Origin of the sequence: Daejeonella sp. (assembly GCF_030684675.1) — a bacterium.
Taxonomy (GTDB): Bacteria; Bacteroidota; Bacteroidia; order Sphingobacteriales; family Sphingobacteriaceae; genus Daejeonella.
Genome location: NZ_JAUXXZ010000016.1, coordinates 18,639 through 43,158, shown reverse-complemented (window position 1 = coordinate 43,158; position 24,520 = coordinate 18,639). Strand labels below are relative to the sequence as shown.

Annotated in this window: 19 protein-coding genes; 5 read left to right on the top strand and 14 right to left on the bottom strand. The window is 39.9% G+C overall.

Translation table 11 applies throughout. From position 1 onward, the window contains the following. Positions 1 to 16 precede the first annotated feature (16 nt). Positions 17 to 199 (top strand): hypothetical protein, encoded by a 183-nt coding sequence (locus Q8M41_RS02600; RefSeq protein WP_305363683.1) that lies wholly within the window; start codon positions 17 to 19, stop codon positions 197 to 199. A 66-nt stretch (positions 200 to 265) separates the two neighbouring features. Beyond that, the gene (locus Q8M41_RS02595) at positions 266 to 1,162 is read left to right on the top strand and encodes an MBL fold metallo-hydrolase (protein ID WP_305363682.1); all 897 of its coding nucleotides are present in this window, start codon (positions 266 to 268) and stop codon (positions 1,160 to 1,162) included. Between the two features lie 118 nt (positions 1,163 to 1,280). On the opposite strand, the gene accD is transcribed toward Q8M41_RS02595, so the two are convergent. Beyond that, positions 1,281 to 2,123 carry an acetyl-CoA carboxylase, carboxyltransferase subunit beta gene (accD, locus tag Q8M41_RS02590; RefSeq protein WP_305363681.1) on the bottom strand — a complete coding sequence of 281 codons (843 nt, stop codon included), beginning with the start codon at positions 2,121 to 2,123 and terminating at the stop codon, positions 1,281 to 1,283. Positions 2,124 to 2,288: 165 nt separating this feature from the next. On the opposite strand from accD, the gene fbaA reads away from it, so the two are divergent. Next, positions 2,289 to 3,368 (top strand): class II fructose-bisphosphate aldolase, encoded by a 1,080-nt coding sequence (gene fbaA, locus Q8M41_RS02585; RefSeq protein ID WP_305363680.1) that lies wholly within the window; start codon positions 2,289 to 2,291, stop codon positions 3,366 to 3,368. 65 nt (positions 3,369 to 3,433) lie between these two features. After that, a complete protein-coding gene (locus Q8M41_RS02580) occupies positions 3,434 to 3,862 on the top strand; it encodes a GNAT family N-acetyltransferase (protein WP_305363679.1) in 429 nt (142 codons plus the stop codon). 82 nt (positions 3,863 to 3,944) lie between these two features. On the opposite strand, the gene Q8M41_RS02575 is transcribed toward Q8M41_RS02580, so the two are convergent. The 8 genes from Q8M41_RS02575 to Q8M41_RS02540 form a co-directional block, all read right to left on the bottom strand. Continuing rightward, complete coding sequence (locus Q8M41_RS02575) at positions 3,945 to 4,793, bottom strand: hydroxymethylglutaryl-CoA lyase (protein WP_305363678.1); 849 nt, start codon at positions 4,791 to 4,793, stop codon at positions 3,945 to 3,947. A gap of 127 nt (positions 4,794 to 4,920) precedes the next feature. Beyond that, on the bottom strand, positions 4,921 to 6,216 hold the full coding sequence (locus tag Q8M41_RS02570) for an NAD(P)/FAD-dependent oxidoreductase (RefSeq protein ID WP_370870430.1): 1,296 nt from the start codon (positions 6,214 to 6,216) through the stop codon (positions 4,921 to 4,923). A gap of 49 nt (positions 6,217 to 6,265) precedes the next feature. Beyond that, positions 6,266 to 6,586: a 2Fe-2S iron-sulfur cluster-binding protein gene (locus tag Q8M41_RS02565; protein ID WP_305363677.1), complete on the bottom strand. Its 321-nt coding sequence runs from the start codon at positions 6,584 to 6,586 to the stop codon at positions 6,266 to 6,268. A gap of 1 nt (position 6,587) precedes the next feature. Further along, complete coding sequence (locus tag Q8M41_RS02560; protein ID WP_305363676.1) at positions 6,588 to 7,592, bottom strand: NAD(P)/FAD-dependent oxidoreductase; 1,005 nt, start codon at positions 7,590 to 7,592, stop codon at positions 6,588 to 6,590. Positions 7,593 to 7,619: 27 nt separating this feature from the next. Further along, positions 7,620 to 8,078 carry a MarR family winged helix-turn-helix transcriptional regulator gene (locus Q8M41_RS02555; RefSeq protein WP_305363675.1) on the bottom strand — a complete coding sequence of 153 codons (459 nt, stop codon included), beginning with the start codon at positions 8,076 to 8,078 and terminating at the stop codon, positions 7,620 to 7,622. 104 nt (positions 8,079 to 8,182) lie between these two features. Further along, a complete protein-coding gene (gene secDF, locus Q8M41_RS02550; protein WP_305363674.1) occupies positions 8,183 to 11,143 on the bottom strand; it encodes a protein translocase subunit SecDF in 2,961 nt (986 codons plus the stop codon). A 115-nt stretch (positions 11,144 to 11,258) separates the two neighbouring features. Beyond that, positions 11,259 to 11,744, bottom strand: coding sequence for a dihydrofolate reductase (locus Q8M41_RS02545; protein ID WP_305363673.1), 486 nt, complete (start codon positions 11,742 to 11,744; stop codon positions 11,259 to 11,261). Positions 11,745 to 11,753: 9 nt separating this feature from the next. Then, positions 11,754 to 12,548, bottom strand: a complete 795-nt coding sequence (locus Q8M41_RS02540; protein WP_305363672.1) for a thymidylate synthase — start codon at positions 12,546 to 12,548, stop codon at positions 11,754 to 11,756. Between the two features lie 133 nt (positions 12,549 to 12,681). Between Q8M41_RS02540 and ispE the strand changes: the two genes are divergently transcribed. Continuing rightward, positions 12,682 to 13,485, top strand: coding sequence for a 4-(cytidine 5'-diphospho)-2-C-methyl-D-erythritol kinase (gene ispE, locus Q8M41_RS02535; protein WP_305363671.1), 804 nt, complete (start codon positions 12,682 to 12,684; stop codon positions 13,483 to 13,485). A 66-nt stretch (positions 13,486 to 13,551) separates the two neighbouring features. Here the strand turns inward: ispE and Q8M41_RS02530 are convergent, their stop codons facing one another. The 5 genes from Q8M41_RS02530 to Q8M41_RS02510 all read right to left on the bottom strand — a co-directional run bounded on the left by Q8M41_RS02530 (position 13,552) and on the right by Q8M41_RS02510 (position 23,918). Beyond that, positions 13,552 to 15,654, bottom strand: a complete 2,103-nt coding sequence (locus Q8M41_RS02530) for a prolyl oligopeptidase family serine peptidase (RefSeq protein WP_305363670.1) — start codon at positions 15,652 to 15,654, stop codon at positions 13,552 to 13,554. Between the two features lie 122 nt (positions 15,655 to 15,776). Beyond that, complete coding sequence (locus Q8M41_RS02525; protein WP_305363669.1) at positions 15,777 to 17,222, bottom strand: SusD/RagB family nutrient-binding outer membrane lipoprotein; 1,446 nt, start codon at positions 17,220 to 17,222, stop codon at positions 15,777 to 15,779. An 11-nt stretch (positions 17,223 to 17,233) separates the two neighbouring features. Further along, positions 17,234 to 20,359: a SusC/RagA family TonB-linked outer membrane protein gene (locus tag Q8M41_RS02520; RefSeq protein WP_305363668.1), complete on the bottom strand. Its 3,126-nt coding sequence runs from the start codon at positions 20,357 to 20,359 to the stop codon at positions 17,234 to 17,236. A gap of 276 nt (positions 20,360 to 20,635) precedes the next feature. Continuing rightward, positions 20,636 to 20,932 (bottom strand): hypothetical protein, encoded by a 297-nt coding sequence (locus Q8M41_RS02515; protein WP_305363667.1) that lies wholly within the window; start codon positions 20,930 to 20,932, stop codon positions 20,636 to 20,638. Positions 20,933 to 21,086: 154 nt separating this feature from the next. Continuing rightward, positions 21,087 to 23,918: a hypothetical protein gene (locus Q8M41_RS02510; RefSeq protein WP_305363666.1), complete on the bottom strand. Its 2,832-nt coding sequence runs from the start codon at positions 23,916 to 23,918 to the stop codon at positions 21,087 to 21,089. Positions 23,919 to 24,520: the final 602 nt, after the last annotated feature.

The window sequence follows — 24,520 nt, the reverse complement described above, 5'->3', positions numbered from 1 at the left end:
AGAAAAGGAGGAAATCATGGCTAAGAAGCATGTCCCCAAACATTCAGTAAAAGGTATTCCTAAAGATGAGCAGACAATGCTGATACATGAAAAGCATTTTATTACAGGCTTAGTTCGGGGATACAGTTTCAGTCACCATTCCCATGGGCGTGTTAATCATCATTCGATCGGATTCAATCATGAACCCGGAACGATGTAAATTTTGAATCCCGCAGTAGCGGGATTTTTTTTTATTTATATTTAGAATCATTTAATCTGATTTTTGATGCAACGTAGAAAATTTTTACAAGGTACAGGACTTTCATTGGCTATGTTAGCCATGGCGAATAATAAGACTCTGGCTAATTTTTTAATGCAGCCGGCGTATAAATTTACTCTTTTGAGAAATGATGTTGGAATATTTACCGAGCAGGGTGGTACAATAGCCTGGTTATCAAATAATTCGGGAATGGCAGTGGTCGATACACAATTTGTTGACCCGGCAACTCATCTGATAGCAGAACTTAAGAAAATTTCGTCAAAGCCATTGAATTATTTGATCAATACCCATCATCATGGTGATCATACAGGTGGAAATCATGCATTTAAAGGTTTGGCTGAGAAGGTGGTTGGACATGCTAATTGTCTTGCTAACCATCAAAAAACAGCAGCTGCACAGAAGTCTGAAGACAAACAACTATTTGCTGATACCGTATTCCATGATAAATGGAAGGCTAAAGTAGGTTCAGAGCGTATTCAAGCTCATTATTTTGGGGCAGGACATACCAATGGAGACATCATTGTGCATTTTGAGCATGCCAACATTGCCCATATGGGAGATCTTATGTTCAATAAACGATTTCCTTTTATTGACAGGCCCGGAGGTGCAAATATTCAGAGCTGGGTGAATGTCCTGGATAAAACTATTGCTAAATTCGATAAGGATACCTTATTTGTATTCGGTCATTCTGCTGATCCTTTAAAAGTTACAGGTGGCAAAGAAGAAATTAGAGCCATGCAGAACTACCTTGAAAAGTTGCTTCTGTTTGTAAAAAATGAGATGAAAGCAGGAAAATCTAAAGAAGATATCTTAAAAGTACAAAGTATTCCTGGTGCCGAAGATTTTCATGGTCAGGGTATACAAAGGAGTTTGACGGCTGCTTATGAAGAATTAAGTTCTTAGTTATGGTCAATTAGACCCATAAAATGCGAACATGACGCTTCTTATTTGATAAAACGATTACCTTGAAAAAGCAAAATCATACTAATCAAAAAAATCATACTAATCATAGTTCAGACAATTAGGCAAGCATCTTCAGGAAAGATCCCAGTTTGGCCTTCATTTGCCTTCTGTCTACAATAAAATCGAGAAATCCATGCTCCAGCACAAATTCTGAGGTTTGGAAACCTTTAGGAAGATCTTTTTTGATGGTTTCTTTGATTACCCTTGGTCCTGCAAAGCCTATTAAAGCGCCAGGTTCTGAAATATTAATGTCACCAAGCATCGCATAAGAGGCGGTAACTCCACCTGTTGTCGGATCAGTCAATAATGAAATATATGGGATCTTAGCTTTGCTTAACAGCGCTAATTTGGCCGAAGTTTTTGCCATTTGCATCAGTGAAAATGCAGCCTCCATCATCCTCGCTCCACCTGATTTTGAGATCATCATGAAAGGAATCTTATGTTTGATACTGAAATCAATTGAACGGGCGATCTTCTCGCCAACAACAGAACCCATCGAACCTCCAATAAAATTAAAGTCCATACAGGCAATTACCAGATTCTGCCCGGCTAATTTACCTGATGCAGAGCGTATTGCATCGTTTAAGCCGGTTTTCTCATAACTCTCTTCTAGCCTGTCTGTATACTTTTTAGTATCGGTAAAATTCAAAGGATCAGCTGATCGTATATTTGGAAATAATTCAGTGAATTCGTTATCGTCGAAAAGAATTTCAAAGTATTCTTTTGAGCCGATACGTAAATGGTAGGCACAGTATTGGCAAACGTATTTATTCTCTACCTGTTCTGCGTAATGCAGTGGTTTCTTACATGATGGACATTTATTCCACAACCCATCGGGTGTCTCTTTCTTTTCCTCTGTGGAAGTTATAATCCCCTTTTTTTCTCTCTTAAACCAGGCCATTTCGGATGTGTGTATAGCCTACAAAGAAACAAAAATTTTAAGAAAGCAATGCCCCTCAAAATGACAGAATGAAACTTATCCATAAATGGATAGATTAATTAAGCTTATTGCTTGATTTTGAGCCTATTTTTCATAATTTCGATCATCTTATAAAAAACTAAAATCATGAGTTTAAAAGAATTTAAGGGGGTTTTGCATGGTGATGCTGTTCAGGAATTATTCGAAGTAGCCAAAAAACATCAGTTTGCCCTGCCAGCGGTTAATGTAATTGGTACAAATTCAATCAATGCTGTAATGGAGACAGCCAAGGCTGTTAATTCCCCTGTAATTATTCAGCTTTCAAACGGGGGGGCACAGTTCTATGCCGGCAAATCCCTCAATAACGATAATTTAAATGCCTGTATACTTGGAGGAGTATCAGCGGCCCAACATATCCATCTTCTGGCCGAGCATTATGGAGTAGCCGTTATTTTACATACAGACCACGCAGCCAAGAAACTATTACCCTGGATTGATGGTCTTATGGATCATGGAGAACGTTTTTTTGCTCAACATGGTAAGCCACTTTATTCTTCGCATATGCTCGATCTGTCTGAAGAACCGATTGAAGAGAATATTGAGATCAGTAAGAAGTATTTAAGCCGGATGAAGGGATTGGGAATGACTCTTGAAATTGAACTCGGCGTAACCGGCGGGGAAGAAGATGGTGTTGATAATAGTGATGTTGACAGTTCAAAATTATATACTCAGCCTTCTGAAGTTGCTTATGCCTATAAAGAGTTAAGTACTGTAAGTGAGAAATTTACCGTTGCTGCTGCCTTTGGGAATGTTCATGGCGTTTATAAGCCAGGAAATGTGAAATTACAGCCTGTCATTCTGAAGAATTCTCAGGATTTTGTCCGTTCTGAGTTCAATATAAGCTTAGAAAAGCCTGTAAATTTTGTGTTCCATGGCGGCTCAGGATCCTCACAGGAAGAAATTCGTGAAGCGATATCCTACGGAGCTATTAAGATGAATATTGATACAGATATGCAATGGGCATTCTGGGAAGGTATAAAGGATTATTACAAGTCAAAGGAGGCTTATCTGCAAAGTCAGATCGGTAATCCGGAAGGGGATGACTCACCAAATAAAAAGTATTACGATCCGCGTGTCTGGCTGCGAAAAGGAGAGGATAATTTTGTTAAAAGACTGACCCAGGCTTTTGACGACCTTAATTGCATTAATGTCAACGACAAACTCTAAACTATTTTAAAGGGCTTTTTTGTACAGAAAGGCCCTTTTATTCTTTTTTAAATAATTTCAGGAAAATGGAAGATCAAATAAAAGTTGAACGGGTTGCTAATGAGGCAGATCTTCGGCAGGTTTTTGCCATCCGGAGAAAAGTGTTCGTTGATGAGCAAAATTGCCCACCTGAGCTGGAATGGGAGTTCGAAGATGAGTCTGTACATTTTCTGGGTAAGTTCAATGGTGCTCCTGCGGCAGCCTCGCGCTGGCGAAAAACTGAAAAGGGATACAAACTCGAGCGTTTTGCCGTGTTAAAAGAATTCAGAGGAAAAGGAATGGGACAGGCACTGGTGGCTGCGGTTTTAAATGACCTTCCCCAGGATGCTGAGTATGTTTATCTGCACGCACAAATTGATGCAATGCCATTATATGCCAAATTTGGATTTAAAAGGGCAGGTGAACAATTTGAGGAGGCGGGCATACGGCATTTTAAAATGATCCTCCAAGCTTAAAGCAGAAAGGTTAAAGCTGAAATAGGATACCGTTATCAACTGTCAACCCGATAGCTATCGGTTCTCAATTCTCCACTCTCAATTAATAAAACACCTTTGAAGAATAGCTAACAGCTTCCTCCCATTTTTCAATGTTCAGCCCATGATCTTCTCCTTTTGCTTCCAGAAACGAAATGAGGCCCTCTGTTGCAATATTTCCGGTGAGTTGATCAGATGCCATCGGACAACCTCCGTAGCCTTTCAGTGAACTATCAAATCGTCTGCAGCCACTTTTCCAGGCTGCCTCTATTTTTTCGTGCCAGGTAGATGGGGTGCTGTGTAGATGAATCCCAAATTCGATTTCCGGGAAGCAGGATACCAGGTGTGGATACAGATAGCTGATCTTTTCAGGGCTGGAAACCCCTGTGGTATCGGCAAGTGATATGATCCCGGCACCTCTTTTTGCCAGTTCAGCAGCCCAATGTTCTACAATTTCATTACTCCATGGATCTCCATAAGGATTTCCAAAGCCCATGGATAGATAGATAACCGCTTGTTTACCAGACTTTTCACAGTAATTAAGTAATTCTTCAACTGTTTTTAAGGATTTTTCAATTCCGGCATTGGTGTTTCGCTGCTGGAATGTTTCAGAAACCGAAAAAGGAAATCCCAAATAAGAGATTTGTGGATGCTTAATGGCCTCTTCAATACCTCTCAGATTGGCAACAATTGCCAGAAGCTTTGTTTTTCCCGCACTGAGATCTAGTTTGTTCAGTACTTCGCTGGTGTCTTTTAGCTGTGGGATGGCTTTTTCTGAAACAAAACTACCAAAGTCAATCGTATCGAACCCTACCCCTAAGAGCAGATTGATATATTCGGCCTTGATTTGAGTGGGAATAAAATCATGAATTCCCTGCATTGCGTCACGCGGACATTCGATCAGTTTTGTCATGGAAGCTTAATTAACTACTAAATGTCACGAGATTGCTTCGTCGTGCCTCCTCGCAATGACATTCTTTTGATTAAATTACTAAATTATACTTTGTCATTCCGGACTTGATCCGGAATCCGGAACCGAATCATTTAGCCTTTGTATCCTCAGTCATCGATTCCCTGCTAAATCTCCTGATGATCAGCCTTGTTCCACGGTCATAGCTGAAATAACTCCAGACCCAGTTTACAAAGGTGACAACTTTATTCCGAAATCCAACCAGCGACATCAGATGTACAAACATCCAGACAAACCAGGCAAAAATACCCTGAAAGCGAATTTTACCAATATCAACTACCGCAAGGTTGCGGCCAACAGTGGCCATTGAACCTTTGTCAAAGTATTTAAAAGGCTCAGGATCTTCGTTATTAATGATATGAATGATATTTTTTGCTAGTTGAGTGCCTTGCTGTATCGCCACCGGAGCAACTCCCGGTAAGCCATTTGGTTTTTCCGCACTAATGCATGCTGCCACATCGCCAATTGCAAAAATATGGTCTTCTGCCTTCACCCTGTTAAATTCATCTACAAGGATTCGGTTTCCACGGGTTATTGATTCTTCTTTCAATCCTGCAGGTGTTGCACCTTTAACTCCTGCCGACCAAAGGACATTTTTAGTATCAATTGCCTGTCCGTTAGAAAGCTTAATGATTTTACCATCATAACTTTCAACCCTCAGATCCGTAAATACCTCAACCCCCAGTTTCAGCAGAAAATCTTTTGCTTTTCCTGATGCCTGGCTTGACATAGAGCCTAATAATTCCGGCGATCCTTCAATCAGATATACTTTGATATCCTCAACGCGCAGCTCTGGATAGTCTGTCGGAAGTACGTGTTTTTTTAATTCTGCCAGTGAACCTGATAACTCCACACCGGTGGGACCACCACCAACGATAACGAATTGCAGGAGGGCACTCTTTTTTACCGGATCAGATTCAATTAATGCTTCTTCAAGATTCTGAAGAATCATGCTTCTGAGGTTTAATGCTTCAGGGATGGTTTTCATCGGCATTGAAAAATGCTCAATTTCCTTCTTTCCAAAGTAATTTGTATCAGAACCAGTGGCAATGATCAGGAAATCATATTCAATTTCGCCAATTGTTGTATGAACGATCTTTTTTTCAGGCTCAATACGCTCCACCTCGGCTACCCTAAATGTGAAATTTTTCTGATTTTTAAATATTTTCCGCAAAGGGAATGCAATAGAATCAGCTTCAAGACCACCTGTAGCCACCTGATAAAGAAGGGGTTGAAAGGTATGGTAATTATGCCTGTCGAGCATAATAATTTCAACTTCCATGTCTTTTAAACGTTTGGCTATTTCAATTCCACCAAATCCACCGCCAATAATTATTACTTTGGGAAATGCAGTCGATTTATTCATAGGTTTTTCCATAGCAGCAGTTTTATTCTTTGAATTTATTTTAACAGAGTTAAAGTTCATCCCCTCTGATTCGAAAAATCATGCCATTCAAATTCTCGGTAATTCTGATCTGGCAGGCAAGTCTGCTATCAAATCCAGCATCAGGTAAGGTGTCGAGCATGTCCATTTCTTCATTGCGGGCTTCCGGAAGATCTTCCAGCCCTTTGAGAACCTGCACATGACAAGTTGCACATAAAGCCATTCCGCCACAGGTCGCCAGGATATTGTAATCTGAGGCCTTCAAAACCTCCATTAAACTCAGGCTTATTTCTTCTGGAATCTCAATGGGCTGCTGCTCCCCGTTTCTGTCTTCAATTGTAATGTTTATCATTTTAGAATGCGTTCACGCCGTATACTGTCGTGTATTTAAAACTTAATTTCTGGTCTGGATACACATATTTGAAGGCACTTTGTACCATTAATGCTGCTTCATGGAAGCCGCAGAGAATAAGCTTTAGTTTCCCGGGATATGTGTTTATATCTCCAATGGCATAGATACGTTCCACATTGGTGGAATAATCAAAAGTATCAACCTGTATCGCAGATTTGTCAATATTTAGTCCCCAGCCCGCTATCGGACCCAGTTTCGGGCTTAATCCAAATAAAGGGATCAAATAATCCGTTTGAACTGTTCTTGTAAGCTGATCACGTCCAACAAAGGATACTTCTTTCAGACTGCCATTACCGCCAACACTCAACAGGTTTGATTGAAGAATCAGATCGATCTTGCCTTTGCTAGCCAGTTCATGAACTTTTTCTGCTGAATCGGGTGCTCCCCTGAAGGTGTCACCACGGTGGATCAGTGTAACCCTTTCGGCAATATCAGCCAAAAATATGGTCCAATCCAATGCAGAATCACCACCACCTGCCAATACAACCCGTTTGTCTCTGAAGTTTTCAGGTTTCTTAACCATGTATTCCACTCCCTTGCCTTCAAAGTCAAGTAATCCCTGAATTTCTGGTTTGCGTGGCTCAAAACAACCTAATCCGCCGGCAATCACCACCACCTGGCAATGTACCTGGGTTCCATCATTTGTTCCAACAATAAAAGAACCATCATCCTGCTTTTCAAGAGATTCCACACGTTCTCCTAAAGTAAATCCGGGATCAAACGGTGCAATCTGTTCCATCAGACGTTCAACCAGTTCCTGCGCCTTAATTTCAGGGTATCCGGGTATATCATAAATGGGCTTTTGAGGATAAATTTCTGATAACTGTCCTCCAATCTGTGGCAGGGTGTCAATCAGATGGCATCTCATTTTTAGTAGTCCGGCTTCAAATACGGCAAAAAGTCCCACAGGACCGGCTCCGATTATGCAAATGTCTGTTGAAATCATTTTAATATGTATTGTGTTAATGTTTGTCTATAATTCTGGTAAAAGTTTCTCCTGCTCGTCCAGATTCGTATAAATCGTATCCAGAATCCGCTTCAGATTCTTATAATCTTCTTCTGTAAGATTCTGCCACGCTTTCATTCTAATCTCAGCCATTTTTGGACTCCACTCTGCAACACGCTGTTTGCCCAGTTCGGTAAGGTGTATGGTGAAGCAACGGCGGTCATTCGGCTGAATCTTTCTTTCTGTGAGGCCTTTCTTGCATAAGAGGTCGATGATACGGGTTAGGGTTGGATGATCCTTACCTGTAATCTCAGCTAACTGGCTTTGATTCATATCGTTAGCGTTGTTCAGGTTTTTTATGATTAACCATTGGTCAACAGTGATATCGTAGTTTGCAGCATTAAAGCGTCTTTGAGCATATTGCTTTACTTTTCGTGCTGTGCGATCAAGCAGATAGGAATAGGTACTGAATAATTCTGTTGCCATACTTATTGTTCGTATGACAAATATCTTAATAAATTAATTATTAAACAAAAAAAAAGCATCCGCCCGGGGGCGAATGCTTTAAAAATATTTCTGGAAGAAAATTATTAAGCCTTTGCTTTGTCTTTGTCTTTTTCTTTAATGAATTCTACAACGAATGGTGTTGCAACGAACAGGGAAGAATATGTTCCGAAGATCACACCAATTAACATCGCAAAAGAGAATCCTCTCAGGATCTCACCACCAAAGATGAAGATGATTAATAATACAGCAATAGTACAAATACCAGTGATTACTGTACGGCTTAATGTACTGTTCAGCGCATTGTTGATTACAGAAGGAAGATCCTCGTTTTTGGAGTGATGCTGCCCGATATATTCACGTACCCTGTCAAATACAACCACGGTATCGTTGATTGAATAGCCCATCACGGTTAATATAGCCGCTATAAATGCCTGATCAATATCCAGTGAGAAAGGTAACCAGCCATTAAATATGGTGAAGATTGCAAGTAATACCAGCACATCGTGAACAAGTGCCAGAATCGCAGCAAATCCAAATGCCATTCGCCTGAATCGTGCCAATATATACAGGAAGATGACCATTATAGCGAATATCGTAGCGTAAATAGCTGAGGTTTTAATGTCTTCGGCTATTGTTGGGGTCACTTTTTGTGAATCCTTTATCTCGTAGACGGGATTAATTTTCTTAAGACCAGATGCAAGTTTTTCGTTAACCTGGTCATTGGCCTGATCTGAGTTGTCATTGATAAGGTAGGCAGTAGTGATCTTAACCTGATTGGAAGAACCAAAGGTTTTTACTTCAACCGCTGTTCCGAATTCATCAACTAAAACAGAACGTACATTTTCAACTTCAACTGGTTTGTCGAATGCAACAAAATAAGCTCTACCACCCTGGAAATCTACTCCGAGGCTGAATCCCTGAGTAAAGGCAGAGATGATTCCGGCAACGATTATTGCTGCTGAAAGGATATAGAAACGTTTTCTGCCAGTGATGAAGTCAAACTTCGAATCTTTAAATAAGTTTTGTGTTGCTTTAATTGAGAAGCTGATAGGTTTTTTTCTATCAAGAAGCCATTCAAATACCAGTCTTGAAATGAATATTGCTGCAAACAGGGAAGTGATAATACCGATCATCAGTGTAGTAGCAAAACCCACAATTGGTCCCTGTCCGAAGATATACAGAATTACACCTGTTAAGAAAGTGGTGATGTTGGAGTCAAGGATAGAAGGCATTGCTTTCTTGAAGCCTTCAGTGATTGCTAATCTTGCAGATTTCCCTTCTGCAAGTTCTTCCCTGATTCTTTCATAGATCAGCACGTTTGCATCAACAGACATACCCAGAGATAGAACGATACCTGCAATACCAGGTAAGGTTAATACAGCACCTAAAGATGCTAGTACGCCCATCAGGAAGAATAAGTTTACCAATAAGGCAATGTTTGCAACTAATCCGGCTGTACTATAATACATTCCCATGAACAGGAGAATAAAGATTATACCTGCGATGGTAGAAATTAAACCTGCAGAGATTGAAGCTGCTCCTAAGGATGGACCAACAACATAATCACTCACAATTTTTGCTGGAGCAGGTAATCTTCCTGCTTTCAAAACGTTTGCAAGATCCTGAGTGTCTTCAACTTTAAAGCTTCCACTGATTGATGAAATTCCGTTTGGAATTTCTCCCTGAACTGTAGGAGCAGAGTAAACCAGATTATCAAGTACAATAGCAACACTTTTTTTATTGTTTGGATCAGCAGATGCAGCAGCAGTTATTGAACGCCAGGCACGTGCACCATCCGCATTCATAACCATTACAACTTCAGGATTGCCTTTCTGATCGTAATCAGAACGTGCGTCAGAAATCACATCCCCCTCTAAAGCAGGACCACCACCTAAATTGCTGGTTTTAAGAGCATAAAGTTCAAAAACCTTGCTGTCTTCCGACATGGGCTTAACGCCCCAGTATAATCTAATATTTTGTGGGATAACAGCTCTGACAGCTGCTGAAGAAAGGTATGAGTTTACTTTTGCAGTGTCTTTTAAAGCAGCATATCCAACAACCGGACCCGGGCGTAAATTAACCTGTCCGTCCTGACCCTGATAAGTTGCGGGATTTAAAAGGGCAAACAGTGGATTTTGTTTTGCCTGCTCAACTTGTACTTTACTCAAAGCTGCAGCACTGTCGACAGCAGAACTATCTTTCTTACCTAAAGCGGCTAGTTTACTTTTGCTGGTATCCTGAGTGGCAGATGCACTCGCAGTATCTGTTGATTTAATAGTAGATGCCAGAATACTGTTCACATTCTGAAGTAAACTGAAGATCTCAGCATTATCATAGGTTTCCCAAAATTCAAGTTTTGCAGATCCCTGAAGTAATTTACGTACACGATCCGGATCAGTTACACCAGGAAGTTCAATCAGAATGCGGTTGGTGCCCTGTTGTTTTTGAATGTTAGGAGAGGTTACTCCAAACTTATCAATACGGGTCCGAAGAATATTGAATGACAGGTCGATTGCCCCATCAGCTGATTTTCTCAGGAAGTTTAATACATCCTGATTGCTTGCATCAATCTTCAGGTTTGCTGAATTCTCTTTTGTAGCGAATAATGGGGATAGTTTACTGTTTGGACTTATTTTTTCAAACTCTTTTCCAAAAACGCTTATGAAATCACTTTCGCCTGTTGCCATAGCGGCCTCAGCATTTTTGATTGCCGCATTAAAGTTTGCATCAGTACTATTATTTGCAAGGTTACGAACCATGTCGCTCAAAGAGATCTCCATGGTTACGTTCATACCACCCTTAAGATCAAGTCCTAGTGGAATTTCACGTTCCTTTGCGTACTGATAGGTGATATAACTCAGGCTGCTATACACTGGTAATGAGGCTACTGAATCAAGATAAACTTTCTCTTTTATAGCATCACCTTTTGCAAATTCCTGTGCATCTTTTTCAACTTTATTCGCTATCCACGTAAACGAGAGGGAATACAAACACGCTATAGTGAGCGCTATTGCTGCGAATTTTACTAATCCTTTACCTTGCATTTTATTTTAATTGTCTATTAATGTTGATTTAAGCCTATTTTGGTTAAGACGCCAAAGCTAACTAAATTTTTGTTTTTTGGAATAATTCTTTAACACAGAAAATTACAGAAGAAATTCAGGCTTTTTTATATTTGATAAAACTATAAGAATATAAGTTCTTTTCATCAGGTTCATGAAGAATTTTTTCTTCCTCAGTCCATTCATTCATGTTAATCACGGGAAAAAATACATCGGCATCAAAATCCTCATGAATAATAGTAAGGTAAAGGATGTTAGCAACAGGAAGTGCCTGTTCAAATATTTGTGCTCCGCCAATCACAAATATATCTTTCTCGTCTTTGCATAATTTAATTGCATTATTCAATGAACTGCATAATTCAGCTCCCGGGATGACCAATCCGGATTGTCTGCTTATGACGATATTTCTTCTGTTTGGCAGGGCTTTCCCGATAGAATCAAAGGTTTTTCTTCCCATAATAATCGGATGCCAGGTAGTAATCGTTTTAAAATGTTTCAGATCTGCCGGTAGATGCCATGGTAGGAGATTGTTTTTGCCAATTCCGTTCTTTTGGTCAATGGCAACAATCAGATTAATATTCATATGCTTAGATTAGATAGCTACAGCTCCCTTTATGTGGGGATGCGGGTCATAGTTTTCCAGACTGAAGTCTTCAAACTTAAAATCAAAAATATCCCTGATCTCCGGATTTAGCTTCATTATAGGAAGCGGTTTGCATTCCCGGCTTAATTGTAGCCTGGTTTGCTCCAGATGGTTATTGTAAAGATGTGCATCTCCAAAAGTGTGTACTAAATCCCCTGCTTCCAATCCGCAAACCTGTGCTACCATCATGGTCAGCAGGCCGTATGAGGCAATATTAAATGGAACCCCCAAAAATATGTCGGCACTACGCTGATAAAGCTGGCAGCTTAATTTTCCATCTGCAACATAGAATTGAAAGAAACTATGGCAGGGTGGAAGTGCCATATTTTCAATTTCTGCAACATTCCATGCAGACACAATTAAACGTCTTGAATCCGGATTATTGCGAATCTGTTTGATTACTTGTGTAATTTGATCAATATGTCCGCCACTAGGTGTAGGCCATGAGCGCCATTGGGAGCCATAAACAGGCCCAAGTTCACCATTTTCATCAGCCCATTCATCCCAAATACTGACCCCATTATCCTTTAAGTATTTAATATTGGTTTCACCTTTCAGAAACCAGATCAATTCGTGAATAATAGACCTCAGGTGCACTTTCTTAGTGGTTACCAGCGGAAATCCTTCCTGAAGATTGAAACGCATCTGGTAGCCAAATACACTGATCGTACCGGTTCCTGTGCGATCATGCTTTTGGGTTCCGTTTTGCAGAACATGCTGCATCAACTCGTGATATTGTTTCATTCTTTTAATTCTTGGTTTGTTGTGGCCGTACTTTCAACTTTTTGCTTTCAGCTTTATGCTTTTCAGTGCAAATAAAATAAATGTAATTTTGGCATCCTAAAATTGTTCATAAATATATCAGTATGTTCACAATATGATTCTTTTTCCGAATGCTAAGATCAATATAGGCTTAAATATTATCAGTAAGCGCGCTGATGGATACCATAATCTGGAGTCGATCTTTTATCCCCTCGCAATCAAAGATGCCCTGGAGGTGATCGAGGCTGATGAGCTAAATTTTAGTTCCTCTGGCGTAAATATTCCGGGGAATGCAGATGATAATCTTTGTCTGAAAGCCTATCATTTGCTTAAAAAAGATTTCACTGAGCTGCCTCCGGTCAGTATTCATTTACACAAACATATTCCAATTGGTGCCGGAATGGGAGGTGGATCTTCAGACGCTTCATTTTTCATCAGGCTAGTGAATCAAAAATTCAGCCTGCGTATGGAAAATTCCAAAATGGAGCAATATGCCTCAAAAATTGGTTCTGATTGTGCTTTTTTTATTCAGAATAAGCCGGCTTATGCTCTTGAAAAGGGAGATCAGCTGAGTCCATTGGATCTGGATCTGAGCAATTATTTCATTGTATTGGTGATGCCGGATGTGCAGGTGTCGACCGCAGAGGCTTATCAGGGCGTTCGTGCTGCTCCGGTTTCTACTCCCTTAACCGAGCTGATCAAACTTCCAATAGAGGATTGGAAATTACATATCAAAAACGACTTTGAACTTTCAGTATTTTCAAAATATCCTGCGATTGCCCGAGTAAAGGCTGTATTGTATGAGTCCGGTGCCCTTTACGCCTCAATGAGCGGCAGCGGTTCATCGGTTTACGGAATATTTGAGGAGGCGCTGAAATTGCCGCAACTGGAGAAGGAAAATAAGGTTTATTATGTATAAAGTTGATAATTGAGAGTGGAGAGTTGAGAATGAAGCTAATAATTCTCCACTCTCAACTAATCCCTATCATTTCATCAGTTTTCTTCTTAAAAAATCAGCAGTAACCTCAGTAACCTTTAATGCATTGGTAAATTTCATCCAATGGTGGGTATCATCCGGAATTGCAAGGTATTCAAAAGCGAATTTTTTGTCTTCAAATCGTCTGGCTAAATCCACACTCTGACTAAAGGAAACATTACGGTCATCATCAGCATGAATGATTAAGGTAGGAGAGGCCCATGTATCCAGATAGCTCACAGGAGAAGATCTGATCATCGCCTGTTCTGCTAATTCGGCATCCGGAGCAAGTGCTCTGGAGCTTGAATTTGCACTGCTAAAACGGTTATTGACTCCATGTATATCAACCCCTGCAGCAAATAGCTTTGAATCCTTTCCTAATCCCAATGCAACGAGGAAGCCTCCATAGGAACCTCCATAAATACCGATCCTTTCTGGATCAATACCTGGCTGTGCAGCAAGCCATTCACCTGCAGCTTTAACATCCTGATATTCTGAAGCTCCTAAAGCACCTGCGTTTATAGCTTTCTGGAATTTGAAACCATATCCGATTCCCAATCTGTAATTGACCGACAAGACTGTAAATCCTATGCTTGTCAGATACTGATTCAGAGCATAGTCGATTGAATAATAATCCATGAAATGCCATCCTAGAAGCATTTGCCTTTGCGGTCCGCCATGGACATAAACAATGGCTGGTCTTTTAGCTGAAGAGGGATTTTTGGGTTCAAATAATTGACCGTAAACTGTTTGACCATCCGCCGCTTTAAAAGTGATATGCTTCGGACTTACCAGTTGTTTTTGAGGGAAATCTGTAGGTATCAAATCCTCACAAAGTACTCTGTGAGATTTTCCATTAGCATTCATTACTGCTGGTAGAACAGGCCTTTGTGCTGTTGAACTTAAATAAGCAATTGTATTCTGATCACCGGTAAACACGGGATTTGATTCGATCCCGTTTCCCTGAGTCAGGATTTCAATTCCCGGTTGATCGATACTGACTTTGCCAATATGTCTTCGATCCAGGTCGAATCTGTCTTTACCTGTATTGGCAGCAAAGATGAGAGAGTTGCTGTCAGGACTTAATTTTATATGTTCTACCATGAAATTTCCCGGACTTAACAGCAGTTCTTTGCCTCCTTTTGCCGGAATAGAATACAGATGGGGCCATCCATCCTGAAATGAGACGAACACGATCCTGTCTGTTTTGGCCCACATTAAGTTTGTGCCGCCTTCTGTGGATGGAAATGAGCCTTCGAGAGTCTCCGGAGCTTTCCATATTTGTTCTCCACTGCCAGCTGCGATATCTGCATTCCAGATTGCCCAGGGCTGATGTTTTCTTGCGAAGATAGAATCAGGAGCACCACCGGAACCTGGTGTTCTGATAAATGCCAGTTTTTGTCCGTCAGGTGACCATCTGGGCGATGTGTCCCTTGAAAATGATGGCAATATCCAGTTGATCGGAGTTTCATCGTTTGTGTAAATGCCAATGAACGAATGATCACCCCTTGAAGATACAAATGCTAATTTTGAACCATCCGGGGACCATCTGACCGATCCATTCGAACCACGGGCATAAAAAAGAGCTTTGGCAGGAGCAGAATTATTTATTGCGGCTGACCATACCTGTCCGCCTTTTATAAAGCTTACCCGATCGCTATTCGGTGAAATTTCAGGATAATCAGCTTCTGCAAGGACGATAGGCATCCCTCCGTCAAATGGAATACTGATCACCTGTACCTTTGCTCCAAGTGGGTCGAAAGCGGCTTGTACGGGTACACTAGCTTCCCTTGAGCCATGATCACCACCACGGACAAATACAATCCATTTCCCATTCGGAGAGATCGAAAGACTGCTAATCTCCTGACCATCATCTTTAGTATAGGCCGTTAATTTTCTAGGAGTAAAATCGGGCCCTTCAGCGACATAAACATTTCTCAAGCCTTTTTCATTCATTGCCCAGGCAATTTTAGATCCTCCTGAGCTACTTACAAGTTCAGATGGAAATGGATAGCTTAATATACTTTCTACTGAAAAAGATTGGGCTGAAAGCTGTGGACTGAGAAATATAAAGTTTAGTAGGAGACAAAAATATAGCTGTCGATTTTTCATAAAATTTTGATTTTCAGGTACAATTGAAACTATTTCTGAAATAATTTTGCTTTGATTGCACTTTAAGACATAAAAAAAGCCCCAATTGATTTAGGGCTTTCTCATTTATTATTCGGGATTAATTATAAATCCCACCATAGTTTAGTAGTTCTTGCCACTCCGGCAGGAACGTTTGCGCCATTTTTGCTTCTTTCTCCCAATGGATAATCAAGTCTTCTCAGGTAAGTAGTAAGCACTGCATTTAGTGGCATAGTGAAATCCTTGTATTTGAAATCATTTCTGCGCACATCATTGAATGCTTCAGGATTCAGGTAAGTTGCAACATATTTCTCTTTAAAGATCAAGTCCTTTGTAAGATTAGCCGAGCCTACTGCAACAATTGGGTCTGCAAGATATGCATCACGCTCAGCTGCAGGAACGAGTAATTTATCCATGTTGGCTTTGATTCCGGCTAGGTAGGCTGAATATGCTCTGGTGCGGTCTGAGGCGAATGCAGCTTCAGCTTCAATGAATTTCAATTCGGCAAAAGTTACAATCAACAATGGCGCGGTATCATTAGTCCATGGAGAGTTGAAAGAAATGTAGTTCTCATCCTTCACGGTATTGTTGTGTGGAGGATTAATCCGGTTGCCAGCACCGTTTACCGTACCTATATAAGCAGGATAAGTTGAATTTCCGGGAACAACGGTTACATCAGTAATTTTCTTGATCCTTGGATCTAAAAGACCATAGGTTTTTCCGTTCAGGTGGTCAATAAATTGTTCTGATAACCATCCTCCAAGACTTAAAGCGGCATTATTTCTGGAAACAGTTGCCCAGTTATTGCGCAAAACAAATGTAGCCATACCAGCGTCGTCGGTATTTGAAGTGTATGAACTTCCCAGAGCTGTTAAAACAGATGCAGCATTGAAGGTGGTAGTTTTGCTAGCTTTAATCAAAAGGCGGGCTTTCAGCGCATAGGCTGTTTTTAGCCATTTGGCGCGATCTCCGGCATGAATCAAATCACTGGCGGCGGCTAATTTAATGGTCGCAGTAGTTTTAGCCAATTCAGTAATTGCCTCATCAATAAGAGACATGGTCACTGCATAAACTGCCTGATCTGTATCATATTTCGGTGTAAAATTACTTGGATTAAATGCCTCAGAGTAAGGTGCTGCACCCCAAAGATTGTTAACCAGCATCAGGTTATATGCTAGTAAAACATTAGCAACACCAAGGTATTCACTTGAACTCTGACTGACAGCAAGTTTTTTCATCTGATTAACATCAGCCATAGCGAAATAAAGGGCATCCCACATTCCAGTATAATCAATTGTTTCATAGATATCGCTTGCAGCAGCAGCAGTGGGGTTGGCTGTATACTGTACATAAGCCGAGGTATTACTACCAACCGTAAAGGTATTGATTCCAGCCTTACTCGTTGAAGTAGCCAGAAGAGCCGGGAGTGTAGCATTAGTTACCTGATTTGGATTGGTACTAAGCTCATCAAAATACTCCTTTCCGCAGCCATTTAAGGCAAGTACGGATGTGGCTAAGATGATCAGGGTATATTTATATAATTTATGCATTTTCATATTCTTTAAAAGCCAACATTAAGTGAAAATAAGAAAGTTCTTGCAGCAGGGTAGGTCATACCGGCAGAACCATCTACGTTACTTCCGCTATCCGCAGATAAGGATTCCGGATCCAGTCCGTAGTAATCTGTACGTAAAAACAAGTTATTACCTGTAACTGCTACAGATGCGTTACGAATTGCTTTTTTAGGCAGCCATTTTGATGGTAATGAATACGAAAGGCTTGCAGTACGTAAACGAATCCAGGACGCATCCTGAACAAATGGCTCAGAAAGTGATCTGTGGTAAAGTCTGTAATATCCTTCACCATAATTCACTCCATCAGGACCCACTGCCTGACCTAACCAGACTTGTTTGGTATTTGGAGTACCATCCGCAAGATTTCCAGGGAAAGTGTAATAGCTTCTGCGATTAGCAGTATAATCTGCAATACCAAATGCTGAATTAAAGTTTTCCAGTCTGTTGAACTTTTCAAAGCCCCAGCGTGCATCTATCAAAGTTGACAAACTCAATCGCTTGTAAGTGAAGTTATTTGATAATCCACCTATCCAATCAGGTTGTGAATTTCCTAATAATTTTCTCCGGGTTAGGGATGAAATTGGGAAACCGTTAGCACCAATCAATAAAGGTTTTGATTTATCGGTACGGTTTGGATCTTCTACATCAGTTCCATAAGAACGAAGATAATAAGAACCATAAATATTGCCATAAGGCTCTCCAGGGATCAATTTGAACTGTACAGGTGAGTTAATATAACCACCCGTTCCAGCACCATAAATAATCTCAGTTAAACCCTCTTTGAGGCTCATGACCTTATTTCTGTTTGCAGAAAAGTTAAGTGATGCATCCCATGTGAAATTCTTAGTTTGAATTGGTGTTCCACCTAATACAAGCTCAATACCTTTGTTACGGATAGAACCGGCATTGATTGATGCAGTTACATAACCTGTTGTAGAGGATATTTGAGCCTGTGTGATCTGATCCTTACTTAAAGAGTAATAGTAAGTAAAGTCAAAACTCAGACGATTTTTAAGAAATGCCATTTCAAGACCAGCCTCATAGGTGTCTGTAAACTCTGGTCTTAAATTGATATCACCCAAATTAGATGACATGGTAAGTCCGGTGCTTCCTGTTGGTAATCCTGTATAGTTTGAAAAACCGGAAGATGTAGAATAAGGAGATGCGTCCTTACCAATCTTAGCATATGATAATCTCAGTTTACTCTGACCAATAAATTCAGGTAGTTTAACATTATCAGAGAATACATAACTCAAACTTGCTGAAGGATAAAAGAATGATCTGTTATCTGCAGAAAGGGTAGAGGTGATATCATTTCTTCCTGTTAAGGTTAAGAAAAGGTAATTTTTATAATCAAAAGTTGCCTCTCCAAAGAAACCATTTGAACGATACTGATTTAATCCCTGACTTACAGCAAGTGTTTTTGCGTTCATCAATCTGAAATCGTTGTAAATGCTTAATACACTACCTAAAACACCATGATCTTTTGTACTTCTGTCATACAATTCATAACCTAATCTCAATGTTCCATTGATGTCTTTTGTGATTTGTTTTGAAGCAGTTGCCAGGAAGGTAGAGTTGATTGCGCGATATTGAGTAAGGTATTCACCTACAAAACCATCGGCATTATCATATACTGCTTCACCCGGAATACCTAATCGTCCAGGTGCAGTGCGTTTACGTGCATCTGTATAGGTATCAACACCCATACGATAATTGAAATTTAACCAGGAGGTTGGTGAGTAACCAACATTTGCTCCTGCAATAAAACGGTTTACATTATCTTTCAATCTGTTTGTAGCCGCTCCGAAAATCGGATTATTAGTTCCTCTGTATTTTTGAGTTCCATTTTCATTTATGTAGTCTCTCACATCCCAGCGACCTGAGTAGTAAGTTAAACTTTCTCCAAATCGGTCGGCATCAAAACGATAACCTCCTGAATTGTTATAGCTCATATTTACTCCGGCAATAACCTTAGGACTAATTTTAATATCCGTATTTAACCTTGCAGATAGATTTTGATAATCTGTAAATGGAAGCATACCATCGTGATTAAACTGAGATACTGATGAAAAGAATTTTACAGCATCTGAACCTCCTGTTACTGAAACTGAGTTTCTAAGCTGGCTGCCGGTATCAAAAGCATTTTTGTAGTTCTCGTAAATAAAATCAGGGTGAGTAGGGTCTAAAGCCTTCGCTTCTGCGATGGTTGGTCCCCAAGCCGGACCAAGCCCTATTGGAGTATAGACACCTAAAATACCTGCGGTATACTCTTTCTGAATTGCAGGCGTTTTGTTAATGTTCTCTAACCCATAAGTACTTGAAAAATTGGTTCTGACTTCATTTCCTTTTCCTTTTTTTGTAGTGATTAAAACAACTCCGTTTGATCCTCTAAGACCATACATTGCTGTTGCAGCACCTCCTTTTAGAATATTGATGGTTTCAATATCATCCGGATTTATATCAGATACCCTGTTTCCTACAGAACGTACGTTTGCTCCTGCTCCAGCGCCCTGTGTAGAAGTAGAGTTGTCAATCTGTACTCCGTCAATAACATAAAGCGGATCGTTTGATGCTGATGCATCAATAGAGTTGATACCCCTGATGCGGATGTTTGCACCCTGACCGGGACCTCCACCTACACTGCTGATGGTTGCACCTGCAACTTTTCCCTGCAATGCGTTCAGAATGTTTGGCTGACGGTTAATGTTCAATTCTTCTGAATTTACACCCTGTGCAGCATATCCCAGTGATTTTTGTTGACGACTAATGCCAAATCCCGTGGTTACGATAACCTCCTGAAGTTGTTTGCTGTCAGTATTCATTGCAATATTTATTGTGCTCTGTGTGCCAACAAGTACTTCTTGTACAGAAAAGCCAATGAATGTGAATACAAGAGTAGATTCATTACCCGGAACCTGAATACGGTAGGTACCGTTAGTACCTGTAGTAGTCCCGATACTGGTACCTTTAACCCTTACGCTTACTCCCGGAAGACTGGATTGGTCTTCGGCGATGGTGACTTTACCACTTATCTCCCTAACCTGTGCATTGACGCTTATGGTTAGAAACAACAAAATGGGTAAAAATAATAGTGTAGAGATTTTTTTCATAATTGATTGGTTTAGTTAAGGAAATGTGAAATTATGAATATTTAAGGAAATGAAACATTCTTGATACAAATTTTTAAGGAACTGATATTATTTTCTAAAAAAAATATCAAAATAATTTGTTGAATAGTGAATTTTGAAGTGAATCAATTGAAACAGGGGACATTGTTAAATTGAGTTCATTGAAAAAATAAATAAACCCAAGTCACAATGGCAAGTGTAATAGAACTTAAACACTCAATTAGAATTGGAAATCAGTTATAAAAATCAGAATCTATACTACCTAATATAATCACGGTCCTCATCGCTCAGTTGGTCAGCATCATTTCTGGTATATTCATGATCTTTATCCTGAAGAGGTTCTGCTGAGTTGAAAGAATCAGGTTGGATTTTCTTCCGTGGCCTTCCGGCCATGAATCCTATAATCAGACCAAGTCCGAACATTACCCCAAGGACAGCTAGTTTGGGTACCCTCGCATTGCCAAAAATCCAAAAGTTTACCTCATCGGTATTATTCATGAGTACGATGGTCACAAGTACCGAGACGACGATTATGAAGATAGTTTTAAAGGTCATACTGTGAATAATTTATTAATGTGCTGAATATCGGAATTGAAATGTGAAATTAATAAAATTATCTCTGTCCTCCGAGTCTTAGAAAAATCTCATGAGTATTATGGTTCAAAATTTATACCAGTATTTTGTTTGGTCGGATTATCTGTCCTGATTCCTAGAAATCATATGCAAATCCAAGTTCAAAGATCGGCTTGTTAAGTGCTTTCTCTCTCACAAATATCAGTTTACCGGCAAGTTCAAAATTCGGAAGCATGAATCGCATAAGATTCATATCTGTGCTTAATTCCAGTCCGAAAGTGCGTGGCTGGAATGGGTTTCCCTTTCCGATATTCTCAAAATCAGCAAAAAAGCCGCCCTTCAATCTTTTAATGTAGGCAATGGGACCTAGCTGGGCATCTGGATAGAATAGTGGAAAACGATAATCAAGCAACAAAGTGTTTCTAAGACGTGTATTTAAACTTAAATTTCTGTATCCGCTGATTCTTGGGATCTCTACACTAAAATCATAAGCTCCCCTGCTTTCCTGATAGTTGAAGCTTGCCTGAAAAGAATGGTTGTTTAAAAGTCCGGGAGTATAAAAGACAGTTCTGAATGAAAGGAGGGAGCCATCGAGTAAATTCTGGAAGGGAAGATGAAAATAGGACAATGAAAAATTTTGTCCCCAGCCTGGCGCGAGATCCCTGGCACTCCGCTGGGAATTCCGGCTAAAGTAAAGCTGATATTTCATCGGGAATTTCAATTTTTCAATAAAATTAGCGGGCTTATTCTGAATTTCATACCTTGAAGTGAAGCTACTGGAACTTCTGATACCCATGCTGTAATTCTTATTGAGACGATTAAATGTAAAGGGAACACTCAGTTCAGCTTCAGTGATATTCTCGCGCCAGCTTACCGGAACCAGACGATTGTTTTGCCTCGAATAGATCAAATTGGCCCTGTTTGAATAGGTAATATCCAGAATAGGATAGAAGCGTTTATATCTTAGCCCTGCCAGGTATTCACTTTTCCTTAGTCCCGAATTAAATTGGTAGCCACCATACAGATCGAGGGTATTTAGCTGATTGTTTGATTTGAACTTTAGGCCAATGCTCAGATCATCATTAGTGTCGCTGTTTTCAGCAATCGGTGACAGACTATGGAAATTGAGCAAATTACTGAATTCCCTGTAAGGTTTGGATGGGTAATTTTTTTGAGGTATTGAGTCGAGGATATTAGCGTTTGCCTCCTGACTCACCAGTGGTGATGCATAATCAATGAAGGTGTCAGTGCTTTCCTGTTTCTTTTGTAATTCAAAGGGTATGCTGGCAATATCATATCCCCTTATTTGATAATTATTGAACAGCACCCTGTTTCTTTCCTGATCATAGGACGGATTTGTAGCCCCGTAGGGCGCCGAAGTAAGCGGTATGGTCTCTTGTTCAGGTGTGAGGCAGTAAATATTGTTCAAGCCCTTATAATGAGCCCTGAACAGAATATTATTGCCGGCATAAACCGGACGGATAATCTGCTGCCTTTGAAATGGGCTGATGATTTTATTGCTTGCATCTGCTCGCTTGAATTCCATTAAAGCAGCACCATCTTTGCTCATCACAACACAGATTATTTGATCTCCATGTTCATTATATGATGGGTTTTGCAAACTGAAACCCTCCTTAACCGGATATTCCCGGAGGACACTTCCATCTTCAGCATTCAGCTCAATTAATGAGAACAGGTTTGAAGTACTGATTTTTACAGCCACAATTTTTTTTGCATCGGCCGAGAGGCTGGGGGAGAATAAGCGGCTTTTGTGGCTGATTTGCTTAACCTGATCAGTCGCTAAATTAAAAATATTGATCACATTGTAAGATCGTTTTCGATATCGTTTGTCAAATCTGAGTTCATCCCATACAATTTTTCCTGCGGCGTACCTGAAATTATATTCCGTTTGATAGCCGATTTTACGAAGTATGCGCTCCCGGCCTACCGAATCGATGAGAATTAGTGCAGGTGTATGAGTCAGATTTTGTCTTAGAGCAATAATCTCACCATTGAGATTGCTTACCGGTAGCAGGTAGTCGGCAGGTATTGAATCTTTTCTTTTGTTAATTGCAGTATAATTTACCTGCATCAGATCAGCGGACTGTTTTTGCCAAAGTGACTTCAATTCAGCAATGGTTGAGTCATGAAGCATTCTGCTGTTAAGTCCGGTAAATTTTTTAATTGAATTACTAAGACTGTAAGGTCTCAAAGGATTTCGCTTAATCCTTGTCATGATGCTGTCGATTATTTCTTTGCCGTAGTCCCTTTTTAGTTTCGTGGTCATAAAATAACCTAACTGATAATAGCCCGGTGTCAGATCCCTGAGTGAACCAAAATAATTCTTTGAGTAAGAGTAAGGATGGGTACTTAGTGTATTAGTTCTGAAAATTAACTCCCAGTCGGGAAGCCTTCCACGACCGGCGTGACTCAGTGCCGTTTCGATACCGACAGCGTCCCCCTCATAGAACCAGGGAGGGAGGGTGATTCCGAAAATGGCAAGTGCTAATTCTTCAAAAAAAGGAGCTTTAAGTCCGCTGCTTAATTTATCAAATTGAACCACATGTCTGAGTTCATGTATAGCCATACCATTGAGCCAATCCTGGAAGTCGAGGTTCTGGGGTGGGGTAGTGTAGAACTCCGAGCGCCGGGGTGCAAGCTGTACAAAACCATTCGAAATGACACCTTGATTTTGCAGAATAATCGTTATGGGCCGGGGCCTTTTATTAAGGGATTTGCTGACTCCGGCTATCAGATGTTCGAGGGTGTTTGACATTCTCTGAGCTTCATCTGACAGCTCTCCGGAGTAGATGATCTGAAAATTTTCTGTCCTGATCTGCATCCATTTTATGCCAGGAGGGTTCTGTTCAGCATCAAAAATCTGAGCAAAAACAGATGCTATATTTAAACATAATATAAACAATACAAATGCACTGATATATAGTCTATTAAGTATTGATATTTTCATCTATTTTATGCTTTGCTAATGATTTTAGTTTTTTAATGGGATTTAATGAATTTTAATTTAAACTCATTATTTAATATTGTATTGTAAAATATTGATTATTAATTATTTATGATTATTTTATTTTGTCTTTACTTCATTAAAATTCGATAATTTATCAAAAAATATGCCCTCTTAATGAAATTTTTGCGCAATTGAAAAAATACTTATTTCCCGGGCGAAAATGAATTTAGATATTTTCTTTATTATGAATTACGATAAATGATAGCTTTCAGGTTTCCATCAAATAGGACTTTAAAATTCTACTAATTCCGAAATGGAGTTTTGATTTTATTCAGCACTTTATCGCCCCATTTTTAAAGGTATGAAGAAGCTCCTTAATTTTCGTGTTATTTAACTGAATCTTCTTTTTTCATGAGTTGGTATTTCGCCTTAATGCATGATTTTCTTTTGGCTAAATACAACGTCCCTAAAGGAATCATTAAGGCTTGTAATAAAAGCAAATTCGCATTGCCTCTGTCCTGAAACCTTCAGGAAAAATGGAAACTAAATGCGGCTAATATCTATGACTTAAAGCACCATTTTTTTCAACGATCAAAGCCCAT